Origin of the sequence: Reichenbachiella sp. MSK19-1 (assembly GCF_003590315.1) — a bacterium.
Taxonomy (GTDB): domain Bacteria; phylum Bacteroidota; class Bacteroidia; order Cytophagales; family Cyclobacteriaceae; genus Reichenbachiella; species Reichenbachiella agariperforans.
This window is the reverse complement of record NZ_MIER01000021.1, coordinates 276,026-296,893: the sequence shown is the minus strand read 5'-3', so window position 1 is coordinate 296,893 and position 20,868 is coordinate 276,026. Positions and strand designations below refer to the sequence as shown.

Below are 20,868 nucleotides of genomic sequence, written 5' to 3'. Positions count from 1 at the left end.
AAGCGTGTACCCATCAGTACACGCCTATACAAAATAGAATATGACTTACTCTGGCAGCACTTCGCCAATCTCTAGATCGAAGTAATTGGCAAAATTGAAATCATCAAATAAAACTTCCACAATCTCACCGTCCAAACTGGCACGGTTCAATTCTGTTTCTCCCATTTCATTTTCATTCGTTACATTTAACCAAAATACAAACCCATTCTCAGTATCGATTTCCATATCAGAAGGAGCGCGAACATTGTCACCAGGACCTACTAATGTTTCTAAATCACCTTCTCCATTTAAATTACCAACGTAAATTGTACTCTCAAGCCCAGAACTAAGTCCGTTATCAGCAATAAACAACTTGCTACTTTCTCTATCAAAAGTAATTCCTGATGGCCCCACCAATCCATCTGTCGCATCAAATAATACTTTTGCTTCCACAGTTCCATCTAGACTACCTTCCCATACTCCTAAAGTTTTTCCTCGATCCGTCCAGTACAATTTATTGTTAGCGACATATAGTTTAGGTGAAACTGGGCTTGGTCCCTCATGTTGATTACTACTTGGGTTGAAATCTCTATCAAATACATATAGCGTATCCAATGACTGTGTACCATCGAGACTCCCTTTTATAATATAACTATTGGTAGTTAGTACCGGCTTAAAGCTATCTCTGGCTGTAAAGTAAACTGACTCAGAAACTTTGTCTATGGCAATATCTCCCGTAGAACTAATACCCTCATACAACAACTCCACTGGTCCTTCTCCATTGATAGGAGCCTTGAAAATATTGCTTTGGTCTGAAAAATAAATTTGCCCACCATCAACATCAACCTCTATACCATTCGCACTACCAAAATTTTCATCTGCGTCAGCATATAACCTAGTGATGATAACACCAGATTCACTAATTATACCACGGTAAATACCATCAGTTGCTGTCCAATAAGCTGTTTTCACATCTACGGGTATTTTGTTCACCGTATAGCTCAGGGTTTTGTCTGCTGCTGTCCCCTCTCTGCTCACATTTACTTGCACTTCTCCCTCGGTCATGCCCTCTGGCACAGCCGTCGTGATGGTCGTACTGGTCACTTCGGATATGGTAGCTACTACTTCGTCAAATTTCACCTCGATCGCCTCAACACTTTCACCAAAGTTTTCTCCTGTGATCACTACTTCAGCTCCAGGGTAGCCATTGGTCGGACTCAGGCTAGTCAATACGGGATTACCTATGGATGTATCTACTACGAAATCCATGGACGACTCCAGCTCTTCGCCATTGGCCATCACGATGATGTGACCATCCTGCGCCTTGGCGGGCACCTCTACTACGAGACTAGTCACTGTACCCTTTATGAGCGTGGCTGTTTCATATATTTTGGTCGCTTCACCTCCAGTGAGGTCATCCCCTGCGTAGAACTTCACTTCGTTTTGGCTATAGTCGGGATTAAATCCTGTCCCTGTGATGGTCACTTGCTCTCCGATACGTGCCTTGGCTGGATCTATGGCTGTGATGGTGAGTTCTCCTCCTCCAGGCACTTCTCCACCCTCATCCTCTTTGCAGCTACTGATCAGTGTGACCATTGTGATCAAAACTGCCAACATCGTGGCAGTGACTTTCCCGGTATAATTTTTCATCGTTCTAGTATATGTACTCTTATTGTTCGATTTCATTTTGAATTCTTTATGAATTAAACCCTCCAAGGGGTTCAAAACCCTTGGAGGGTTATTGGATATTAAGCTTAAATGATACCTGACAGGTTTTGAAAACCCGTCAGGTTTAGTGGTAAAAAGAAACCCTGCTCCCATACGAATGACACACCAGTGCTCTGGCATATTGCAAATAACCTTTGCGGGGTAGCGCTAGTATGGCATAGACTAAGCTGCCGAGTCTCTCTCTGAATCAGAAAATCAAATTAAAACTGCTCCCAACCTAAGTCCCAGTTGGTACCCTCTATTGCATCGCCATCTTTACCAAAGGCTCCACGGAAGTCGACAGAAACGCAACCAGAAAGTAAATTGTGAGAGAAATCTGAAGGCTTTTCTGTGTCAGGAACAAAGTTGGGAGCTGTCAAATTCCAAGCTGACGCACTCAACCCGGTAAGATCCGTAAGGGAAGTACCAGCTCCAGTGTTAGTAGCATTGCTTGATTCATTGTGATAGTTTGCAATAAAGGCAAAATCAAAAATACCTACATTGGTCCCCTGCGCATTGAATGGGCTAAATGTAGGGTATACCAAAGTCACGCCTTCCACACTTACCACATCATCCGTAGTACTGTTATCGTCATTATCAAAATCAGCTATAGTTTCTAATTCCAACTGATAGTTAGGGTAACCCGTGATAATAGAGTTGAACAAGTTCAACTCACTGCCATCCCTGATCAATACACCAGAGTTGTATGCAACGTTCACAGCACTACTAGAATTAGGCCCAATCGGTCCTATCACAGTGAAGTTAGAGAAAGTAGCGTTGGTAAAACTACAACCTGAAGCATCATCATTGTCTCCATTAGACTCAAATCCACCCGTAGGCAAAGAAGAAAACACACTAGGATCTCTCAAAGAAACACCAAACTGGATGTGTCCACTGTAGCCCTGATCTGTATCGAAATCATCGTCCTTATTGAAAGAAGCGATCAAGTAGCTCGCATTGACCGTACCTCCGAAGAACTCGAAACCGTCATCCAATCCATGTGTCACTTGTACGTGATCGATAGTCGTACCGCTACCAACACCACCTAGTGTCAAACCGTTGATCTCATCACCATCTACCAATACGTTACCCGCATACTCGATACGTACATACTGTAGTGTACCAGAGTTGTCTGCATCGTTGACTCCACCATAGCCATTGTCACCAGAGGCAGAAGTAGGAATTCCCTCGATTGCTGTCGTACCGTCGAAACAAACAGGAGCTTTACCTAAAATGATCACTCCACCCCAGTCTCCTGAAGCAGGCGTAGTTTCATTAGAAGTAAATACGATCGGAGCGGTAGAAGTACCTGTTGCTTCGATTTTTCCACCCCGCTCGATTACTAAAGTACCCGGAGGTGTTCCTGTTGCTGGGTTACCAGACAAAGTACCTGTTTCCCCTTTGATCAAAGTACCTGACTCTATGGTCAAAGTCACTCCACTAGGTACACGGACAAATTCGTCTAGGATATATACAGTGTCTCTGTCGAGTGTTCTGTTACTTAAAACACCACTTAATGTCACCTGAGGTGCAGCAGCAGCTGACCCTTTAAAATCTGGCTGAGGTGAATCTAACAATTGATCTTGGCAAGAAGTAGTAGCAACTGCTGCCAACACTCCCAAACCTAATACTAGCTGATTAAATTTAAATGTTTTCATTATTGAAAATGGTTATTTACTTTTGTCTTTACGTTTTAATTATTTCCACTGGCTCTCAGTCGGTGGGCGACTGGTCTCACTACTGCCCTCGGCGGTGTGAGGCTTTTTTGTTTCTCTACTTCTCTACAGTCATGGTATTCTCTCTCATTTAAGGTTTTATATGATTTTAGTATTGATCCTTAGTCTGACTAACTTTTCCAAAGTTTGAGACTTTGGAAAAGTTCAACATTGCATTAAAACTCAAGTTTGAGTCCTAGGGAATAATAACTCCCCGTCTCATACTCTCGGGTGATATAGTCAAAGCCATAGCGAGTGTCCAGCCCATAGTAGTTCACCTCTTGTATTTTCCCTTCGTCAAACTTCCCGTCCATGTTTTGGTCTCGGTACTGCACGATCTTGGTATTGAGCAGGTTTTGCACACCTGCCTTGAGTGTGAGCGAAGGGGTGATCCGTTGCTGCAGCACCAGATCTAGTGTCGTGCGTCCTTGCTCATAAATGGGTGATACCCGCGGGCCTCCCGCTGCAATCATGCGCTGGCCAATGCTATTGACTAGTACACTGAAGGTAGTGCCCCACTCTGGCTGCTCGAAGTACAAGCTGGCATTGAACACATAGGGCGCTGCTCCCACAAATACACGTGGCTTACCATCGGCCGGTACTTCGGCAGAGGTACTGTCCAACTCCAGTACTTTCACCTCATTTTTCATCACGGCATAGTTGGCAATGATGGAAAAATACTGCATCGGCTTCCAAGGGATAAAGCCCAAGTTTTTGCGAGCTTCCAGCTCTATCCCTTTCACTGTAGCCTCAGGGGAATTGACAAAATAGAGGTAGCGATTGCCAGACTGAAAGCTAGTATTTGTACGATCGGTCAACTCTATGATGTTTTCCATATCCTTATAAAACACACCAACCGCAAGAAATTCACCAGGTGTAGGGTAGTACTCCCATCTCAGGTCGTAGTTGTGAATAGTAGCATCTTGCAGCCCAGCATCACCAAATATGCGACTGTTGATTTCAAAATCGTAATAAGCAAATGGGGCTGACTCCCGGTAGGCTGGTCGATCTATAGTCTTGCCATAGGAGGTTGTTATCCGCATGTCATCAGAGATGTTCCAGTTGAGACTGGCAGATGGCAGCCAGTATTCGTTGACTGGCCCACTAGTGAGTGTATCACCCACAGGCAAGCCTGTTTTGCGATCATAACCGTATGTGGTGATCAGCTCTCGATCCAGCTCATCGAAGAGCTTGCGCGAATAGCACTCATAGCGCATGCCCACATTCACTTGTAGTTTTTTGTTAATCGGTAGCTCCGTGCCGATATAGACAGCTGTATAGTCATTGACCGCTCTAAAAAGTCCTTCACTATAATCCCTACCAATATACGTCCCGCCAGTAAAGCCGTCACCATTGACATCATCGGGATCTATGACTAGTGAATCGTTGACAATATCACTCAGCTGATACCATGGTGCCTCTATTGTACCTGTAGAGTAGATGTCTGAACCGCCTGGGTTGCTATAGGCCAGATAATAGTACCAACTTTCGAAGCTTCGCTCCTGAGACTGATGCATGGCGCCTGCTTTGACCAGATACTTGTCCCAGAGCTTCACTCGGTAGTCTAGACCGTAGCTGGTTCCATCTTCTTCTGTGAAGACCGAGCCTCTACGCAGTACCGCGTCTCCAGTGCCTCTTATTTGGTAAGTACCAGAGGAAATCGTAGCGTCAGCCACATCGAAAGTATGTGACTGCAGGTCTGGTGTAGCACTGGAGGAGAAGTTCTTTCCCACCCGCCAGTCGATCTCATGCGCACCTAAGGTGTGTTGCCCCCCGAGTTGTACGGTATACAAGTCCTGCACCGTGTACTCATAATTGACCTCACGTGTTCTGTTAAAATTATCATTTGTCACATACTCATTTTTGTCCCGGATATTGGTACGGTCGTCTACCGTGTGGTTATAAAACCCCGTAAACTCCAGTCGATGATGATCGTTGATTTTCAGCCCCAGCGTCTGCAAGGCACTGATCCGTAGATTTTCCCGATAGAGACTGTCCACCCCTTCAAAATCCAGTTCTTCTCTTTCTGCTCCCTCTATATCATTCTGAGGTATGGAATTTCCGTTGGTATAGCCCGTCACAAACTGACTCTGGGTGGTGTAGTTAAGTGAGGTTAGGTTATTGAGCCTAGCGTTACCGATCTTCCAAGAGTCATAATAGTTGATGCCCAGTCGCTTGTCAAAATCAGTCTTTTTCTTTTTCAAGTCATAGGGCTTAGGAAAATTGAGCGTGAGATCACGCAGTGCATAGGGGTTTTTATCAGGGAATAAGTAAGAAGGGTCATACAGCCGCCGGTCGTATTCCCGATCCTCCAGACCACCTCCCCACCAGTCACTTGCAGAGGAGCCACTATTGGTATAGCCATCGGCATAGGAGGAGCCTGGTCGGTACTGTGCAGAAAACCCAATTTGTATCCTTCTCGCTGTATTGGATTGTTTGGTAGATACATTGACAAGCCCCCCTGCAAAACCTCCTCTCAACTCAGGAGCTGGGCTTTTATAAACCAGAATATTATCAATCAATCCACTGGGCAATAGATTGAAAGAAAAAGCCCGTTGATCTGCCTCTGTGCTAGGTGCCATCATGCCATTGATATAGGTCATGGTGTAGCGCTGAGACATGCCTCGGATCAGTACAAAGTTGTTCATCAGATTGACTCCAGGTACTCGCTGCATCACATCCGCTGCATCTCTGTCTAGCGAGCGGGTGATCTGCTGGCTGGAGATACCGGTGAGTACGACATTGCTACGCTGGATCTCGCTCATCAGAGAAATCTCTGTGGAGTTTTGGATCGGAGCAAACTGAACTGGGATATTACCTCTCACGACGACCTCTCCCAGCTCAGTGGAGCTTTGGTTTAGGGGTATTTCTATCACAGACGTATTGTTTTGGAGGACTTTGACCTCCTGCAGCCGACGGGTCTGATAGCCCACGAAAGAGACTACCACTGTATAGACCCCCACAGGCACTTCCCTAAACTCGAAAGTACCGTCCACACTCACGGTAGTGCCTAGTCCAGTGCCCTCTATCCGAACTGTAGCCCCTATCAGTACATCGCTGTGGCTATCTGCATCGTAGACCTTGCCTTTGAGTCCTCCAGTCTGTGGGGGCGTTTTTCGCTTGATCACCACGCGACCATTCATGACTTTGTAACTGAGATTGTTTGTCCCTAGGATATCGTCGAGGATCCTGCTACCCGTGACCCGATCATAGGTAGCATTGACCAAAATTCCTTGGATATCTGCTTCACTGTAGATGAATTTGGCACTCATTTTTTGTTCCAGTTGCATGAGAACGCTCTTGAGAGAGCACCCATGACACTGGATAGAAACCTGCGCATCGAGTACGCCCTGAGCTGCCTGTAACGGTGAGACTCCTAGCCATAGTAGCACCAGAAGACTCATTAGTTTTTGGAGATTTTCACTCCTTAGAAACCACCTATGCGGTAATTTTTTTTTCATAGTTTTGTTGACTTACTTATTATTAAACATGCAAGGGGTGGCTGTTGGCGCAGCTCCCCTTGTTCTTTATTTTTCTTTGATCAAGATGCTCTTAACACCTAGAGGCTCCACTTCAAAAGGGTACAACTCCTGCATCATCCGTAATATCTGATGTAACTCTAGCCCTGTAAAATCTCCTGAAAAAGGATGTGTCCTAAGCGACTCAGCTTCTAGATTAATCTCCACCTTGAAGTAGTTTTCGAGATACCAGACAATCTCTTCCATCGAGCTATTGTCGAAGCTAAGACTACCTCCTCTCCAATCGGTATAGAGAGACAGCGCTCGGTGATCCCTGTACAGCTCCTGACCTCTGCGTACCAATCGATCGCCTGGCAACATAGTAGCCAGTACATCAACGGAGTTACTTACCTGAACTTTCCCTGTTTTAACAAGTACCTCATATGCTTCTAGATCGGGAAGTGCTTTGACATTGAAGGAGGTTCCTAATACGCGTGTGTTCCAATCTCCAGCATTCACTACAAATGGCTTCTCAGGGTTTTTCTCTACTTCGAAGAATGCTTCTCCCGTGAGATCTACTCTCCGCTCCTCCCCTAGAAAGAGATAATTGTAGCTCAAAACACTACCTGACCTCACCCAGACTTTGGAACCATCTGGCAGATCTACGACGAGCATCTTGCCTTTGGGTACTTCCACACTTTTGGTCGTCAGCGTGTAGAGCTCTTGATAGATACTCTGTCTATACGCTACCATGAGCCACGTAGAAACAAGAAGTATCGTTACAGCTGCCGCCCAACGGTATGGCACCTTAAGTTGACGCTTGTAGTCTATTTTTTGCGTGATTTTTTGCCACATCCTAGCACCAAGTTTCACCTCATGGTTTCGGACATAGGTCAGATGTAGATCATCCTCTAGCAGATCAAAGTGCTCATACCACGTATCCATTTCCTCCCTTTCAGTACCCGTAATGGTATTCTCAGCAAAGCGATCTAACAAATACTTGATTCTATTCTCATCCATATGCTACGCCGCTATTTTGGCGTTCACACATAGAGTTACCCCAGAGCTTCACTTCCCTAGGTCGATTTTATTATGCTATCATTAAAAGAAAAGTAACGGAGTAACAATTAGATAAAGTACCAGTTGATGCCTAGGGAGTCCTCTCCTGTATCAAGTGTATGGGGTGACTTAGGCCTGAGCACCTGTCATCGTATAAAAAAACAAACTAGCCAGTAGATAATCTGGACAGTGGTTGCGCAAATATTGGAGAGAATAATTGATATGGTACTCCACCGTTTTGTCAGTGATGCCCATGCGATCAGCAATCTCCTTATTGCTCAAAAAATCTACCCTACTCAACTCAAACACACGACGAGATTTGTTCGGCAGACATTGAATGAGCTGCTCTATTTTGTCCAATAGATCTCCTTGGACTACACTGCGTTCCAATTGTTGATCTGACTTAATTGCCTGATACTTGATCTCCGCATGATGAGCACTGTGACGGTACAGGTTTCTAAAGTGCAGTAATATTTTATTCTTTACAGAACCATAGAGATATGCACTCAATGACCTTTCGATTTCCACTTTCTGTCGGTTCTCCCAGAGCTGAACAAAAACCTCTTGAACCATCTCTTCTGCCAAATATGTATCATCCAACCTTTTGTAAACATGTATATACAGTGGTTTCCAAAAATGAGCATAGATCGCTTCAAATGCCTCTCTATCTCCTTTTTTTAGTGCAGGTATTAAATTAGCATCACTACTTGTGTCGAATATCATATTGAAGCATAAGTTGGAGTACACCAAATTTATGTATCAACATCAGATCGATCTATAAATACCCTTTATGAAAACATTAAATTTAGAAAAACATAAAGTACAGCGCTTTAGACCATAATTGATAATGAAACATTGTAGAAATCAAAATCACTAAATTCTTCAAGCTGTGAAACTCTTTTTATACCTTGAGTTTGAAAGGAAACTGTGAGGCATATAACTTATCAAAACTAGCCACGTTTCTATTGTCTTTTTAGACACATCTAATCTGAGGACGCCTAAAAGTAACCATGGAAGAAAACACCGAGAAAAATGAATATTCACCTCAGGAGCAGCAGCAGCTATTTGATCACGAGTTCATGCCTCAGCTCAATGCCCTCTACAATTTTGCTTATAAACTAACCTATGACGAAGATGACGCCAAAGACCTAGTTCAAGACACCTACATGAAGGCGCATCGTTTCATCAATTCTTTTCAAAAGGGAACTAATGCCAAGGCATGGTTGTTTCGAATTCTGAAAAACAGTTTCATCAACGAGTATAGAAAGAAAAGCAAGCAACCCTCCAAAGTCGACTATCAGGAAGTCGAGGGATACTACAACTCCGAAGGAACTGATAAGCCATCCGTTACGACAGACCTACGTGTAGATACTGTCAAGAACATGATGGGAGACGAAATCACCAATGCGCTCAACAGCCTAGATGTAGATTTTAAAACCGTCATCATTCTTTGTGACCTAGAAGGTTTCACTTATGACGAGATGGCAAAAATTTTGGATATCCCGATCGGTACAGTAAGGTCTCGGATACATCGTGCTAGAAACCTACTCAAAGAAAAACTAGCCAACTATGCGGCTAGTATGGGGTATTAAGACAACAAGAACAGTAGAAACCGTGGGATTAAAACAGTACATACACAACATAAAACTCCAAACAGGGATGGCCAAATGCTCTGACTACATCGCATTGATTCATGATGTCATAGACAACCAATCTTCTCCTGCACAAGAAGTATATCTGAGAAGACACTTAAAATTGTGCTTAAAATGTGTAGATAAACTAAATTTGGAGCAGGAATTAAAAAAAGCCATTCAGCACAAGATGACAAACAAAGAAGTCCCCGCTGGGCTGGCAGAGTCTATCCGTAGTAAAATAGAGAAGTCAACTTTCTAAAAGCCTCATGCACCAAGGAAAAGCCATTATATTCTCAGCACCGTCTGGTTCTGGAAAAACGACCATTGTCAAACACCTACTGTCACAAATCCCCGAACTGGCATTCAGCATCTCTGCATCCACTCGAGACAAAAGAGGTCGTAGTGAGACTCACGGGAAAGATTACCACTTTCTAAGCCCCGAGGCGTTCAAAGAAAAAATAGACAAAGACGAATTCATCGAATGGGAAGAAGTCTATGAAGGCAATTTCTACGGCACACTCAAATCAGAAATCGAAAGAATCTGGAGCAACGGCCAGCACGTCATATTCGATGTAGATGTCAAAGGCGGTCTAAACCTTAAAGAATACTTTGGCGACAATGCACTAGCTATCTTCGTCAAGGTTATAGACATGGAGACGTTGGCAGAGCGCCTCAAAGACCGTGGAACAGAGGATGAAAAAAGTCTATCACGAAGACTCTTCAAAGCCAAATTCGAGATGTCCTTTGAAAACAAATTTGACCAAGTCATCATCAATGACAACCTCGAAGAGTCTTTTGCCGAGAGCAAAAAAATAGTGCAAGCCTTCTTAAATTCATGAATAACATGCGCAGTGTAGGCTTGTTTTTTGGATCATTCAATCCCATTCACATCGGTCACATGATTATTGCCCAGGCGGTGATCGATGCGGGCAGTGTAGACGAACTATGGTTCATCGTGAGTCCACAGAATCCTTTCAAAAAAAACAGCAACCTGCTTCATGAATTTGACAGACTAGAAATGGTCGAAGCTGCGATTCAAGACCAACCGCAGATGAAAACATCTGACGTAGAATTCAACTTACCAAAACCGAGCTATACCGTCCAAACACTAGCAGTATTATCCGAAAAACATCCAGACAAATCATTCAAACTTATCATAGGTGAAGACAATTTGACACATTTTCACAAGTGGAAAAACCACGAAGAAATTCTAAAACATCATCAACTCATTGTCTATCCACGTCCTAATGCTCGTGCACCCAAAATAGACATAGAAGATAAGGCGGACTTTATCAAAGCGCCCATGCTGCACATATCGGCGACTTATATCCGTGAAGCCATAGAAAAGGGGCACTCGATCAAATACCTAGTGCCCCCTGAAGTAGACTATCTCATTAAGAGTAAAAAGCTCTACAATTAGATCGTCATAATATCCTTTTCCTTTAACACGAAAAGCTCATCGATTTTAGCTACGTGTGCATCAGTGATTTTTTGAACCTCGGCTTCTGCAGTTTTGATCTCATCCTCTGACGCGCCATCTTTCAGTAGTTTTTTCAAGGACTCATTGGTGTCCTTACGCACATTCCTCAAACTGATTTTACCATTTTCTGCTTCATTTTTAGCTTGCTTTACTAAATCACGTCTTCTGTCCTCAGTCAATGCTGGTATATTGATACGAATTTGCTCCCCATCATTCTGCGGATTCAATCCCAAATCACTATTCATGATGGCGCGCTCGATCTCAGAGATCATATTTTTTTCCCATGGCTTCACAGCGAGTGTCCTAGCATCAGGTGTATTGATGGAGGCTACTTGAGTGATCGGTGTTGGACTACCATAGTAATCCACCATCAAGCTATCCAACATGTTAGGCATGGCCTTTCCTGCTCGTATTTTGATTAGCTCTTGGCCACAGTGGGTTACAGATTTGTCCATTTGTTCTTTGGCTTCATCCAAAAACATTTCGATCTCTTCCATGTCTTAATTCTATCTATGTGTTATTATAAATGTATGCTTTATGAAATTAAGGTTCCTACATCCGCTCCTTTGGCGATTTCTAATAGATTCCCTTTTTTGTTCATATCAAAAACGATAATAGGCAGATTATTTTCTTGACATAACGTAAATGCCGTCATATCCATCACGTTTAGCCCTTTTTCGTACACCTCTTGAAAACTAATGTCCTGATAACGGGTGGCTGTAGGATCTTTCTCTGGGTCAGCGGTATATACACCATCCACTCGTGTACCTTTCAGTACCACGTCTGCTTCTACTTCGATGGCTCGCAAACTAGCCGTAGAATCAGTCGTAAAATAAGGATTGCCAATACCCGCACCGAATATAACGATACGTCCTTTTTCGAGATGCCTCACTGCACGCCTCTTGATAAATGGCTCACAGACCTCCTCAATTTTGATACCTGACATGAGTCTCGTATAAAGCCCTGCTCCTTCTAGTGCAGACTGTAGCGCCATTGCATTGATCACGGTCGCTAGCATACCCATGTAGTCCCCCTGTACACGATCAATTCCAGAACTTTCGGCTTGTACTCCTCTGAAGATATTACCACCACCGATCACAATCGCCAGCTCTATACCTTCGTCGTACACTTTTTTGATGTCCTGGACATACTGTTCCAGTCTTGAAGCGTCTATCCCATACTGATTATCGCCCATTAATGCTTCACCACTCAGCTTCAATAATATTCTTTTGTACTTCATCTATCAGGTATTATTCCTATTTGTGTTTCAAATCCTACAAATATAGAATGGAATTCGACATCATTTAAAATATCAAAAGAATTTTGCCCTTCTCTACGGACTCACCTACTGCGGTACACAAACTTTTGACCACACCATCTATTGGACTTTTGATAACATTCTCCATTTTCATGGCCTCTAATATAAGAAGTGGATCTCCTTTTTGGACAGTCTGTCCCTCCGCTACGAGCATATCGAGTATTGCCCCAGGCATAGGTGCCCTGACCTCATTATCTCCTGATCCAGCACCTTTCTCAAAACCTATTTTTTCCAAAACTAAGTCTAGCTCATCTTCAACAGCCGTAGTAACGGCTACTCCGTTGATCAGCATATTGACCACTTTTCTATCTCTATCGATATGCACCACTTCCACCATGTAGGAACCTCTACCATGTAATACGTGATAGTTGACAGGTGTCTTTTGATGAATATCGAGCATGACTGATACTCCGTTTAATAAAAAAGCACCATCAACTTTTTCAAGTTCGATGGTGCTTTTACCTATTGTTACTTTTTTCATTTTTGGGTGTTTGACATAAAAATAACGTGACTATGTCAATTTACCCCATATACTGTCTGTTATTCTCCTGTCAACTGTATCGGTCGACTCATACTCTCATCTAGGGAAATAAACGTCTCCGTTCGATCAATACCATCTACTTTCTGAATCTTGTCGTGCAATACCTGACGCAGGTGATTGGTATCACGACAATGAATCTTGATAAAAATATTATAATTACCTGTTGTATAGTGTATCCTCACTACCTCAGGGATACCCTTTAGCTCTTCTACTACAGAATCATACAATGAACTACGCTGCAAATAAATCCCGAGGAAGCATGTGACATCAAACCCTAACTTGGAGTAATCTAGTTGTAAGGTTGTACCTCTCACTACGCCCATTTCTTCGAGTTTTTTCATTCTTACATGGACAGTACCTCCCGAGACATATACCTTTTTGGCTATCTCTGTATAGGGAGTTTTCGCGTCAATCATCAGGTGAGAAAGGATTTTTAAATCCACTTCATCAATTTCATAATTTTTCGGCATGATTTACAAGTCATTTTATTAATTACTCAACAATTATAAAGATTTATTAGATCACATATAAATTATTAAATGTTTTTATGAAAAATTTTTAATATTCCGAGTGTTTACTATAAATTTGTAATCACAAAGGAAGGGAAAAGAAGTTCTCTTAGATACTTTGACATAATGTAGGGTGATGAAACAGGCAGCCATGCCCCCCTGTCTCGGGGGTGGAGATAAGGAATAAATCCCGTCAAGGGGCTAACCGCTCCGTGGAGGTTCGAATCCTTCTCCTACAGCTATCATTTTTGGGTTAATGTTGTTTAATGAAAGAGTCTGGTTTTACCAGACTTTTTTCATTTTCTGCAAAACTAACTCCTTTCCACCCTTTTTTCACAGTCCTTTCTTTGCTATTCCGTTTTCTATAGTCATATTTATCATGAATAGTGACCTAGCCTACCATTACCCAAAGTGATTATTAAAGACAACGAATATGAAAAATTACCCTTGGTTCAAGCAGTACCCTGATGGGATTCCACATAAGATAGATGCTGACGACTATTCCTCACTAGCCGATTTGCTAGATCGCGGATTCAAAAAATTCGCAAACTCTCCAGCCATGGAAAATATGGGGAAGGTGCTTAGCTACCAAGAACTCGAAACCCAGGTCAATCACATGGCGAGTTACTTTCAGCATGAAACGACTCTTGAAAAAGGTGACCGCATTGCCATCCAAATGCCCAACCTACTGCAATATCCCATCGCGATGTTCGCTGCACTCAAATGTGGACTGGTAGTCGTCAACATCAACCCGCTATACACCGCATCGGAGATGAAACATCAAATCAATGATGCTGGAGCCAAAGCCATCCTCATCGTAGAAAACTTTGCATTCAATCTAGAGAAAATCCTCTCAGACACACCTATTGAACTAATCATCACGACGCAAGTCGGAGATGTGTTGGGAGGCCTCAAAAAAACCATCGTCAATTTTGTCGTGAAGCGGATTAAAAAAATGGTTCCTTCGTTCTCATTACCATCAACTATCCCCTTCAATGATGCGATCAAGCTAGGCAAGCAAAAACATTTTCGTCAAATAGAAATCGACGGTGAGGATCTCGCCTTCTTACAATACACTGGCGGCACTACAGGTGTAGCCAAAGGTGCAATGCTCACCCATCGAAACTTAGTAGCCAACCTCCAACAAGTCAGCGGATGGCTCGAAGTAATGCTCGAAGAAGGGAAAGAAATTGTCATCACAGCTCTCCCTCTTTATCATATTTTTGCATTGACGAGCAACTGCTTCACGATGTTCAAGTATGGAGCACACAACGTCCTCATTACCAACCCTCGCGATATGCCTGCTTTCATCAAAGACATGAGCAAGCACCAGTTCACGGTTATCACAGGAGTCAACACACTATTTAATGGACTACTCAATCAGGAAGCTTTTGCTAAACTTGACTTCAGCAAACTAAAAGTGGCCATCGGAGGCGGTATGGCAGTACAGAAAGCGGTTGCCGAAAAATGGGCTACTGTGACAGGCTCATTCTTAGCAGAGGGCTACGGGCTAACCGAGACCTCCCCCGTACTCACTGTCAACCCTCTCAACGGCAACCACAGAATAGGCACTATAGGCGTACCCATGCCTAGTACTGAGATCAAACTCATAGCAGAAGATGGTACTGAGGTAGGCTTTGACGAACCGGGAGAACTCTATGCAAAAGGCCCCCAAATCATGAAAGGCTACTGGAACAGACCAGAAGAAACCAAACATGTCATGGAAGGGGAATGGTTCAAGTCAGGCGATATTGCTACGATGGATTCAGACGGCTTTATACGTATTGTGGATAGAAAAAAAGAAATGATACTAGTCTCAGGCTTCAATGTCTATCCGAATGAAATAGAAGACACACTCGCCGCTCATCCTAAAGTGTTAGAAGTAGGGGCCATAGGTGTCCCAAGCAAAAGGTCAAACGAAGCGGTCAAAGTATTTATCGTAAAGAAAGACAACTCTTTAACAGAAGAAGAGATTAAAACCTATGCTCGCGAAAACCTCACTGCATACAAATGTCCTAAACATGTGGAATTCTGTGACGAACTACCGAAATCAAACGTTGGAAAGATTCTCAGACGTATCCTGAAAGAAAATGACGCTAAAACCAATACCTACGATTAATTAACATTAAGAAAATAAGCCTTAGCGTATTTTCTATTATTTTAGCTGCTAGTTTCAACATTAAGAATAATCATTCCCGTTAATAATTATGAAAAAAATCATACTAACCCTCATCCTCATAGCACCCCTATTGGTGCAAGCACAATCTGACACGACCTATTGGAACAAAGGTGGTAATGTAGGTCTAACGTTTAACCAAGCGACTTTAAAAAACTGGGCAGCAGGTGGTATCAACACTTACTCTGGTGGAGCCTATTTCTTTCAGTTTTTTGATTACAAAAAAGAAGGCGTATTCTGGCAAAACACAATAGACCTAGGTTTCGGTTTTATCAAAGAAGACAAGGTAGATAGTAAAAAAGCAGATGATAGGTTAGTGATTACCTCACAGTACGGCAAAGAAATGGGAGAAGGAAAATGGTACTATAGCGCAATGGTTGATTTCAGGACTCAGTTCGCTCCAGGGTACGATGACCCAGAGCAAAATAATAAAATCTCTAGCTTCATGTCTCCTGGCTACCTCTTAGCTTCTGTAGGTGCTGATTATAAACCTAACGACAACTTTAGCGCTTCATTTGGTCTTCTTTCTGGCAAAATGACATTTGTCATGGACGATGACCTAGCAGACGCTGGGGCTTATGGAGTTGACGCAGCTGAAACTGACGGCACTGGCGCTATTATAGCTGGTACTGGCAAAAACATGAGGGCAGAATTTGGAGCAACTATAAAAATCAATTATAACAAAGAGATTTTTAAAAACACTACCTATAGTACCAACTTGTTGTTATTCACCAACTATATGGAGAATACCGACAAGATAGACGTCAACTGGGAAAACACCCTGACCATGAAGGTGAATGATTTTCTATCAGCAATGGTTTACATCCAAACGATCTACGATTATGACATTAAATTTTATGACCTAGATGGAGCAGGAGAGCCTATCCTGTCTACAGAAGAAGCTAGATGGCAATTCAAAAGCATTCTTAGCTTAGGCCTTTCTTACAAATTCGGAGGCACCCGAGGCTAATCAAACGACATTTCAAAGGCCAGCTTTTAGCTGGTCTTTTTTTATACCTCACGATCAGACATCCTATCTATGTCCCCCAAAAGGAAAGTGCTCTTCATCGCCAATCCTATCTCTGGCCCAGGAGCCAAACTCAAGTTACCAGCTCTAATCACACGACATCTCGACAACCAACGCTTCGACTGGACTATATACAAGACCAAACAGCGTGGTGATGCTACAGAAAGAGCGCAAAAGGCTGTTCAAGAAAATTTCGACCTAGTCGTCGCTGTAGGAGGAGATGGCACCATCAATGAAGTAGCCCAAGGGCTAATTTTCACAACCATGCCCATGGGCATCATACCCAACGGATCTGGCAATGGACTTGCAAAGCACCTAGGTATATCTGACCACATCCCTACTGCCATCTCTCAACTCAATGACTCGCAGACCACCCCCATAGATACTGGATGGTTCAACGATCAACTATTCCTCAACGTAGCAGGTATAGGATTCGACGCACAGGTCGCACATGCATTCGATAACCATGATCGCCGAGGCTTACTCTCCTACATCTGGTTATCTATCCGCGAGTACCTACAGTTCACTCCGCAGGCAACGGAACTAATCGTAGATCAGCTAAAAGTAAAAACTACTCCATTCATCATCACAATCGCTAATGGCAGCCAGTACGGCAACAATGCCTTCATCTCCCCTCATGCTTCCTTAGAAGATGGTCTATTGAACCTAACCATTGTCGCTCCCTTAAACATTGCACGTTGTTTAACCTTCCCGTACAAACTATTTACCAAATCCCTAAGCAATAGCAAACACACACAGTTGATGACTGCAAAAAAAATCGTCATCCATACGTCAGCAGCTAAAGCGCAGATTGACGGAGAAACTATCGCAGCTCAAGCCACCAACACTGTAGAAATCAAACCCAAATCGCTGCTAATTTTCGCTCCCAAAATCTAAAAAGACACCTATAGAAAACTTCAAATAGACTTTTGTGCTACACAATGAATATATTTGTTAGAACCAGATAGTGATCTAAAGATAAATGAAGATAGACCTCAATGAGATATGGGAATTTATGGAAATGGCGCCTGAGCCACTTCAAGCTAATCAAGGGAAAAGTTGGATCTATGAGCTAATTGCTGGTGATATTGTAATCCAAAATCTTTCTTCTCGTGACATTCAGAATTTAAAAAAAGAAGAAAACTACGACACGGAATTGCTCCCATCTATATTCACATTTCGAGAAATACTATGGCAACCCAATGTCTATACACAACCCGCATTGTGTGTTCCGCAACTCAGTATTCTAAAAGTTTTTTGTAATGATTATGTCGAATCTCTCAAACAAAGCCAAAACGAAGAAGTCTGGCTCTACTTTGATTTGTTAAACGGGCTGAGTACCTACTGTGAAGAAGCCATCGATAGTATCAATAAAGCTGTTAAGACTGAAGACATCCGCATTCCCTCTATCCTAGGGGAGCTGAGGCGAAAATCCTTTCCGATTGTCAAGTTTTTCATCTTTCACCCTATGAATAGGCGTGACTATAAAACTGACGCACTCAACCGACTCAACTATGCTGTCAAAATCATGCTCACCCAGTACAACAACCATTACTACGATCTACGAGACCCCTACTGGAAAGTAACTATCGGCGACTCAGAAGACTTACTAAAAACGAACAAACACCTCATAGCATCAAATTCACCTTCTACAGAAGGCAAAGATGAGCTAGTACCCATTGATATTCAAAAAAACAACTTACACGAAAATTCGTGATTTCATCCTAGATCTGTGAGAACACAAAATAGCAAATACCGCTACCTCCTCTCCAACCTCGGCAAAGGATTGATCTGGCTAGTACTAATCCTAGCTCTCTTTCTGATCGCAAAGTACTATTTCCAAAGTGGGTATGACACGGTCATGCAGCACCTATCAGACAAGCCCCTATTAGTCTTCAGTGCTTTCACACTATCTGAAGTTTTGTTTGGTATCATCCCGCCAGAACTGTTCATGATATGGTCTCTACATCAGGGAGGAGTCATCCATTACATTCTTTTCACCATACTATTGGCAGGGATTTCATACACTGCCGGGATCATCGGTTACTTCTTTGGTAGGTTCTTCAGTACAACTCCTCTCTACAATAAGCTCCTGACCAAAGCTGGTCCGCAGCTCAAACGGCAAGTCAAACGTTTCGGAGGGTTCATGATCGTCATCGCAGCAGCCACACCTGTACCCTACTCCGCCATCTGTATGATCGTCGGCGCAGCACATTTCAAACTCTCTCATTTTCTGTTATTTGGCATCAGTAGATTGCTCCGTTTCGGGGTTTATGCCTATGTTGTTTGGCAAGTAGACAAGATTTAACAGCTAATTAACGCCGCCCCTATCAGAAGTCAATTATTAGCCGTAACTTTGCGCCGAATTTCTAAGAAAAGAAAGAATGACTGAGATAAGGAATGTAGCAATTATTGCACACGTTGACCATGGCAAAACTACATTGGTTGATAAGATCATCTATGCTGCGCAAGCAAACGATGCTAAAAGATCACAGGACAACAATGACTTGATCCTGGACTCCAATGATCTTGAAAAAGAGCGTGGTATCACCATCCTCTCCAAGAACGTATCTGTAAACTACAAAGGAACGAAAATCAACATTATTGATACACCTGGTCACGCCGATTTCGGAGGTGAAGTAGAGCGTGTATTGAGTATGGCTGATGGTGTAATCCTATTGGTAGATGCGTTTGAAGGCGCTATGCCTCAAACTCGATTTGTATTGAGCAAAGCCTTAGGTATAGGCTTGAAACCAATCGTGGTAGTTAACAAAGTCGACAAAGAAAACTGTCGTCCTGACGAAGTACATGAGGAAGTTTTCGACCTTATGTTCAACCTCGAAGCAACTGAAGACCAACTAGACTTCCCTACGCTATACGGTTCGTCTAAAAACGGATGGATGAGTCATGACTGGAAAGATGAAACCGACAACTTGGAACCTCTCCTTGACACGATCCTAGAAACCATTCCTGCTCCAGAGAAAAAAGAAGGTGTCTTAAGAATGAAAATCACTTCTCTGGACTTCTCTTCATTTACAGGGAGAATCGCCATTGGCAGAATCCACCAAGGCAGCATCAAAGTAGGCCAAAGCCTAGGATTGACCAAATCTGATGGAACAGTCCAAAGAGTAAGAATTAAAGAACTACACATATTCGAAGGTCTCGGCAAAAGAAGTGTAGAGCAAGTAGAATGCGGTGACATCTGTGCAGTGACAGGCATCGAAAGCTTCGACATTGGTGATACAATTACAGATTTTGATAATCCAGAACCAATGGAAAGAGTAGGTGTAGATGAACCTACAATGAACATGCTCTTTACCATAAACAACTCTCCTTTCTTCGGTAAAGAAGGTAAATTCGTCACTTCTCGTCACTTGAGAGATCGTTTGATGAAAGAGACCGAAAAAAACCTTGCACTCAAGGTTCAGTCTACTGATAGTGAAGATAAATTCTTGGTTTATGGCCGTGGTGTACTTCACTTGTCTGTATTAATCGAGACCATGAGAAGAGAAGGATATGAGCTACAAGTAGGTCAGCCACAAGTAATCTACAAAGATGTCGACGGTCAGAAACACGAGCCAATCGAGCACTTGGTGATTGATGTACCAGAAGAAGTCTCTGGAAAAGCCATCGAACTAGTCACCAAGAGAAAAGGCGAAATGACCATCATGCAGCCTAAAGGTGATGTACAACACTTGGAATTCAATATCCCTGCACGTGGGTTGATCGGGTTGAGAAACCAAATTTTGACTGCCACAGCTGGTGAAGCAGTGATGACACACAGATTCAGTGGATACGAGCCTTTCAAAGGCGAAATTCCTGAGCGTCTCAACGGATCTTTGGTATCTATGGAGACTGGATCTGGTACTGCGTATTCTATTGACAAACTGCAGGACAGAGGTATATTCTTCGTCGATCCAGGTGATGAACTATACATCGGCCAGGTGATCGGAGAACACTCTCGCTCAAATGACCTAGCAGTCAACGTCCAAAAAGGTAAGCAGTTGACTAACATGAGAAAATCTGGAACAGATGCGGGTATGAAAATCGCTCCTGCTAAGAAATTCTCTCTAGAAGAAGCACTAGAATACATCAACAAAGACGAATATGTGGAAGTAACACCACTATCTCTCCGAATGAGAAAAATTAATTTCAAGGCGTAAGCACTGAAATAAAAGATAAGGTCAAAAACGAAAAGGGCAACTCAGCAATGAGTTGTCTTTTTTTGTTTCTAACACACCGTTCTTTTTCACAACTTGTGACTA

19 protein-coding genes are annotated in these 20,868 nt (G+C 42.9%); 10 read left to right on the top strand and 9 right to left on the bottom strand.

Annotation, left to right across the window (positions count from 1 at the left end; genetic code table 11):
* Positions 1-45: 45 nt before the first annotated feature.
* The 5 genes from BGP76_RS19195 to BGP76_RS19175 form a co-directional block, all read right to left on the bottom strand.
* A complete protein-coding gene (locus BGP76_RS19195) occupies positions 46-1,629 on the bottom strand; it encodes an IPT/TIG domain-containing protein (protein ID WP_158584342.1) in 1,584 nt (527 codons plus the stop codon).
* 278 nt (positions 1,630-1,907) lie between these two features.
* Positions 1,908-3,344, bottom strand: coding sequence for a hypothetical protein (locus BGP76_RS19190; RefSeq protein WP_119845866.1), 1,437 nt, complete (start codon positions 3,342-3,344; stop codon positions 1,908-1,910).
* Between the two features lie 233 nt (positions 3,345-3,577).
* The gene (locus BGP76_RS19185; protein ID WP_119845865.1) at positions 3,578-6,862 is read right to left on the bottom strand and encodes a TonB-dependent receptor; all 3,285 of its coding nucleotides are present in this window, start codon (positions 6,860-6,862) and stop codon (positions 3,578-3,580) included.
* Between the two features lie 66 nt (positions 6,863-6,928).
* Complete coding sequence (locus tag BGP76_RS19180; protein WP_119845864.1) at positions 6,929-7,879, bottom strand: FecR family protein; 951 nt, start codon at positions 7,877-7,879, stop codon at positions 6,929-6,931.
* A 168-nt stretch (positions 7,880-8,047) separates the two neighbouring features.
* Positions 8,048-8,641 carry an RNA polymerase sigma factor gene (locus tag BGP76_RS19175; protein ID WP_073122793.1) on the bottom strand — a complete coding sequence of 198 codons (594 nt, stop codon included), beginning with the start codon at positions 8,639-8,641 and terminating at the stop codon, positions 8,048-8,050.
* Between the two features lie 287 nt (positions 8,642-8,928).
* On the opposite strand from BGP76_RS19175, the gene BGP76_RS19170 reads away from it, so the two are divergent.
* From BGP76_RS19170 to nadD, 4 genes are read left to right on the top strand one after another with little or no spacing between them, the layout of a single operon-like run.
* Positions 8,929-9,510, top strand: a complete 582-nt coding sequence (locus BGP76_RS19170; protein WP_073122794.1) for a sigma-70 family RNA polymerase sigma factor — start codon at positions 8,929-8,931, stop codon at positions 9,508-9,510.
* A complete protein-coding gene (locus tag BGP76_RS19165; protein ID WP_119845863.1) occupies positions 9,488-9,811 on the top strand; it encodes a hypothetical protein in 324 nt (107 codons plus the stop codon). The genes BGP76_RS19170 and BGP76_RS19165 overlap by 23 nt, the downstream gene beginning before the upstream one ends.
* Before the next feature lie 7 nt (positions 9,812-9,818).
* The gene (gene gmk, locus BGP76_RS19160) at positions 9,819-10,391 is read left to right on the top strand and encodes a guanylate kinase (protein WP_119845862.1); all 573 of its coding nucleotides are present in this window, start codon (positions 9,819-9,821) and stop codon (positions 10,389-10,391) included.
* The gene (nadD, locus tag BGP76_RS19155; RefSeq protein ID WP_073122797.1) at positions 10,388-10,972 is read left to right on the top strand and encodes a nicotinate (nicotinamide) nucleotide adenylyltransferase; all 585 of its coding nucleotides are present in this window, start codon (positions 10,388-10,390) and stop codon (positions 10,970-10,972) included. Before gmk ends, nadD begins: the two co-directional genes overlap by 4 nt.
* Here nadD and frr read toward each other — a convergent pair.
* The 4 genes from frr to BGP76_RS19135 all read right to left on the bottom strand — a co-directional run bounded on the left by frr (position 10,969) and on the right by BGP76_RS19135 (position 13,361).
* Positions 10,969-11,529 (bottom strand): ribosome recycling factor, encoded by a 561-nt coding sequence (frr, locus tag BGP76_RS19150; RefSeq protein ID WP_119845861.1) that lies wholly within the window; start codon positions 11,527-11,529, stop codon positions 10,969-10,971. The two genes, nadD and frr, sit on opposite strands and share 4 nt — an antisense overlap.
* 38 nt (positions 11,530-11,567) lie before the next feature.
* Positions 11,568-12,272, bottom strand: a complete 705-nt coding sequence (gene pyrH / locus BGP76_RS19145) for a UMP kinase (protein WP_073122799.1) — start codon at positions 12,270-12,272, stop codon at positions 11,568-11,570.
* A 64-nt stretch (positions 12,273-12,336) separates the two neighbouring features.
* Positions 12,337-12,831, bottom strand: coding sequence for a biotin/lipoyl-containing protein (locus BGP76_RS19140; protein WP_119845860.1), 495 nt, complete (start codon positions 12,829-12,831; stop codon positions 12,337-12,339).
* 59 nt (positions 12,832-12,890) lie between these two features.
* Positions 12,891-13,361, bottom strand: a complete 471-nt coding sequence (locus tag BGP76_RS19135) for an Lrp/AsnC ligand binding domain-containing protein (protein ID WP_073122801.1) — start codon at positions 13,359-13,361, stop codon at positions 12,891-12,893.
* 472 nt (positions 13,362-13,833) lie between these two features.
* On the opposite strand from BGP76_RS19135, the gene BGP76_RS19130 reads away from it, so the two are divergent.
* From BGP76_RS19130 to typA, 6 genes are all read left to right on the top strand, one after another.
* Positions 13,834-15,519, top strand: a complete 1,686-nt coding sequence (locus BGP76_RS19130) for an AMP-binding protein (protein ID WP_119845859.1) — start codon at positions 13,834-13,836, stop codon at positions 15,517-15,519.
* An 88-nt stretch (positions 15,520-15,607) separates the two neighbouring features.
* A complete protein-coding gene (locus BGP76_RS19125) occupies positions 15,608-16,546 on the top strand; it encodes a DUF3078 domain-containing protein (RefSeq protein WP_119845858.1) in 939 nt (312 codons plus the stop codon).
* Positions 16,547-16,615: 69 nt separating this feature from the next.
* A complete protein-coding gene (locus BGP76_RS19120) occupies positions 16,616-17,500 on the top strand; it encodes a diacylglycerol kinase family protein (protein ID WP_119845857.1) in 885 nt (294 codons plus the stop codon).
* Positions 17,501-17,585: 85 nt separating this feature from the next.
* The gene (locus tag BGP76_RS19115; protein ID WP_119845856.1) at positions 17,586-18,320 is read left to right on the top strand and encodes a hypothetical protein; all 735 of its coding nucleotides are present in this window, start codon (positions 17,586-17,588) and stop codon (positions 18,318-18,320) included.
* A gap of 15 nt (positions 18,321-18,335) precedes the next feature.
* Positions 18,336-18,911: a YqaA family protein gene (locus BGP76_RS19110; RefSeq protein WP_119845855.1), complete on the top strand. Its 576-nt coding sequence runs from the start codon at positions 18,336-18,338 to the stop codon at positions 18,909-18,911.
* Positions 18,912-18,987: 76 nt separating this feature from the next.
* Positions 18,988-20,766 (top strand): translational GTPase TypA, encoded by a 1,779-nt coding sequence (typA, locus tag BGP76_RS19105; RefSeq protein ID WP_119845854.1) that lies wholly within the window; start codon positions 18,988-18,990, stop codon positions 20,764-20,766.
* The last annotated feature ends 102 nt before the right edge of the window (positions 20,767-20,868 follow it).

What these genes read in the sequence shown, in the direction of transcription:
- BGP76_RS19180 (WP_119845864.1), bottom strand. Translation starts at nt 7,879, where the DNA reads ATGGATGAGAATAGAATCAAGTATTTGTTAGATCGCTTTGCTGAGAAT.
- BGP76_RS19120 (WP_119845857.1), top strand. Translation starts at nt 16,616, where the DNA reads ATGTCCCCCAAAAGGAAAGTGCTCTTCATCGCCAATCCTATCTCTGGC.
- frr (WP_119845861.1), bottom strand. Translation starts at nt 11,529, where the DNA reads ATGGAAGAGATCGAAATGTTTTTGGATGAAGCCAAAGAACAAATGGAC.
- BGP76_RS19140 (WP_119845860.1), bottom strand. Translation starts at nt 12,831, where the DNA reads ATGAAAAAAGTAACAATAGGTAAAAGCACCATCGAACTTGAAAAAGTT.
- BGP76_RS19170 (WP_073122794.1), top strand. Translation starts at nt 8,929, where the DNA reads ATGGAAGAAAACACCGAGAAAAATGAATATTCACCTCAGGAGCAGCAG.
- BGP76_RS19175 (WP_073122793.1), bottom strand. Translation starts at nt 8,641, where the DNA reads ATGATATTCGACACAAGTAGTGATGCTAATTTAATACCTGCACTAAAA.
- BGP76_RS19135 (WP_073122801.1), bottom strand. Translation starts at nt 13,361, where the DNA reads ATGCCGAAAAATTATGAAATTGATGAAGTGGATTTAAAAATCCTTTCT.
- nadD (WP_073122797.1), top strand. Translation starts at nt 10,388, where the DNA reads ATGAATAACATGCGCAGTGTAGGCTTGTTTTTTGGATCATTCAATCCC.
- BGP76_RS19185 (WP_119845865.1), bottom strand. Translation starts at nt 6,862, where the DNA reads ATGAAAAAAAAATTACCGCATAGGTGGTTTCTAAGGAGTGAAAATCTC.
- BGP76_RS19130 (WP_119845859.1), top strand. Translation starts at nt 13,834, where the DNA reads ATGAAAAATTACCCTTGGTTCAAGCAGTACCCTGATGGGATTCCACAT.
- BGP76_RS19125 (WP_119845858.1), top strand. Translation starts at nt 15,608, where the DNA reads ATGAAAAAAATCATACTAACCCTCATCCTCATAGCACCCCTATTGGTG.
- pyrH (WP_073122799.1), bottom strand. Translation starts at nt 12,272, where the DNA reads ATGAAGTACAAAAGAATATTATTGAAGCTGAGTGGTGAAGCATTAATG.
- typA (WP_119845854.1), top strand. Translation starts at nt 18,988, where the DNA reads ATGACTGAGATAAGGAATGTAGCAATTATTGCACACGTTGACCATGGC.
- BGP76_RS19195 (WP_158584342.1), bottom strand. Translation starts at nt 1,629, where the DNA reads ATGAAAAATTATACCGGGAAAGTCACTGCCACGATGTTGGCAGTTTTG.
- BGP76_RS19190 (WP_119845866.1), bottom strand. Translation starts at nt 3,344, where the DNA reads ATGAAAACATTTAAATTTAATCAGCTAGTATTAGGTTTGGGAGTGTTG.
- gmk (WP_119845862.1), top strand. Translation starts at nt 9,819, where the DNA reads ATGCACCAAGGAAAAGCCATTATATTCTCAGCACCGTCTGGTTCTGGA.
- BGP76_RS19165 (WP_119845863.1), top strand. Translation starts at nt 9,488, where the DNA reads ATGCGGCTAGTATGGGGTATTAAGACAACAAGAACAGTAGAAACCGTG.
- BGP76_RS19115 (WP_119845856.1), top strand. Translation starts at nt 17,586, where the DNA reads ATGAAGATAGACCTCAATGAGATATGGGAATTTATGGAAATGGCGCCT.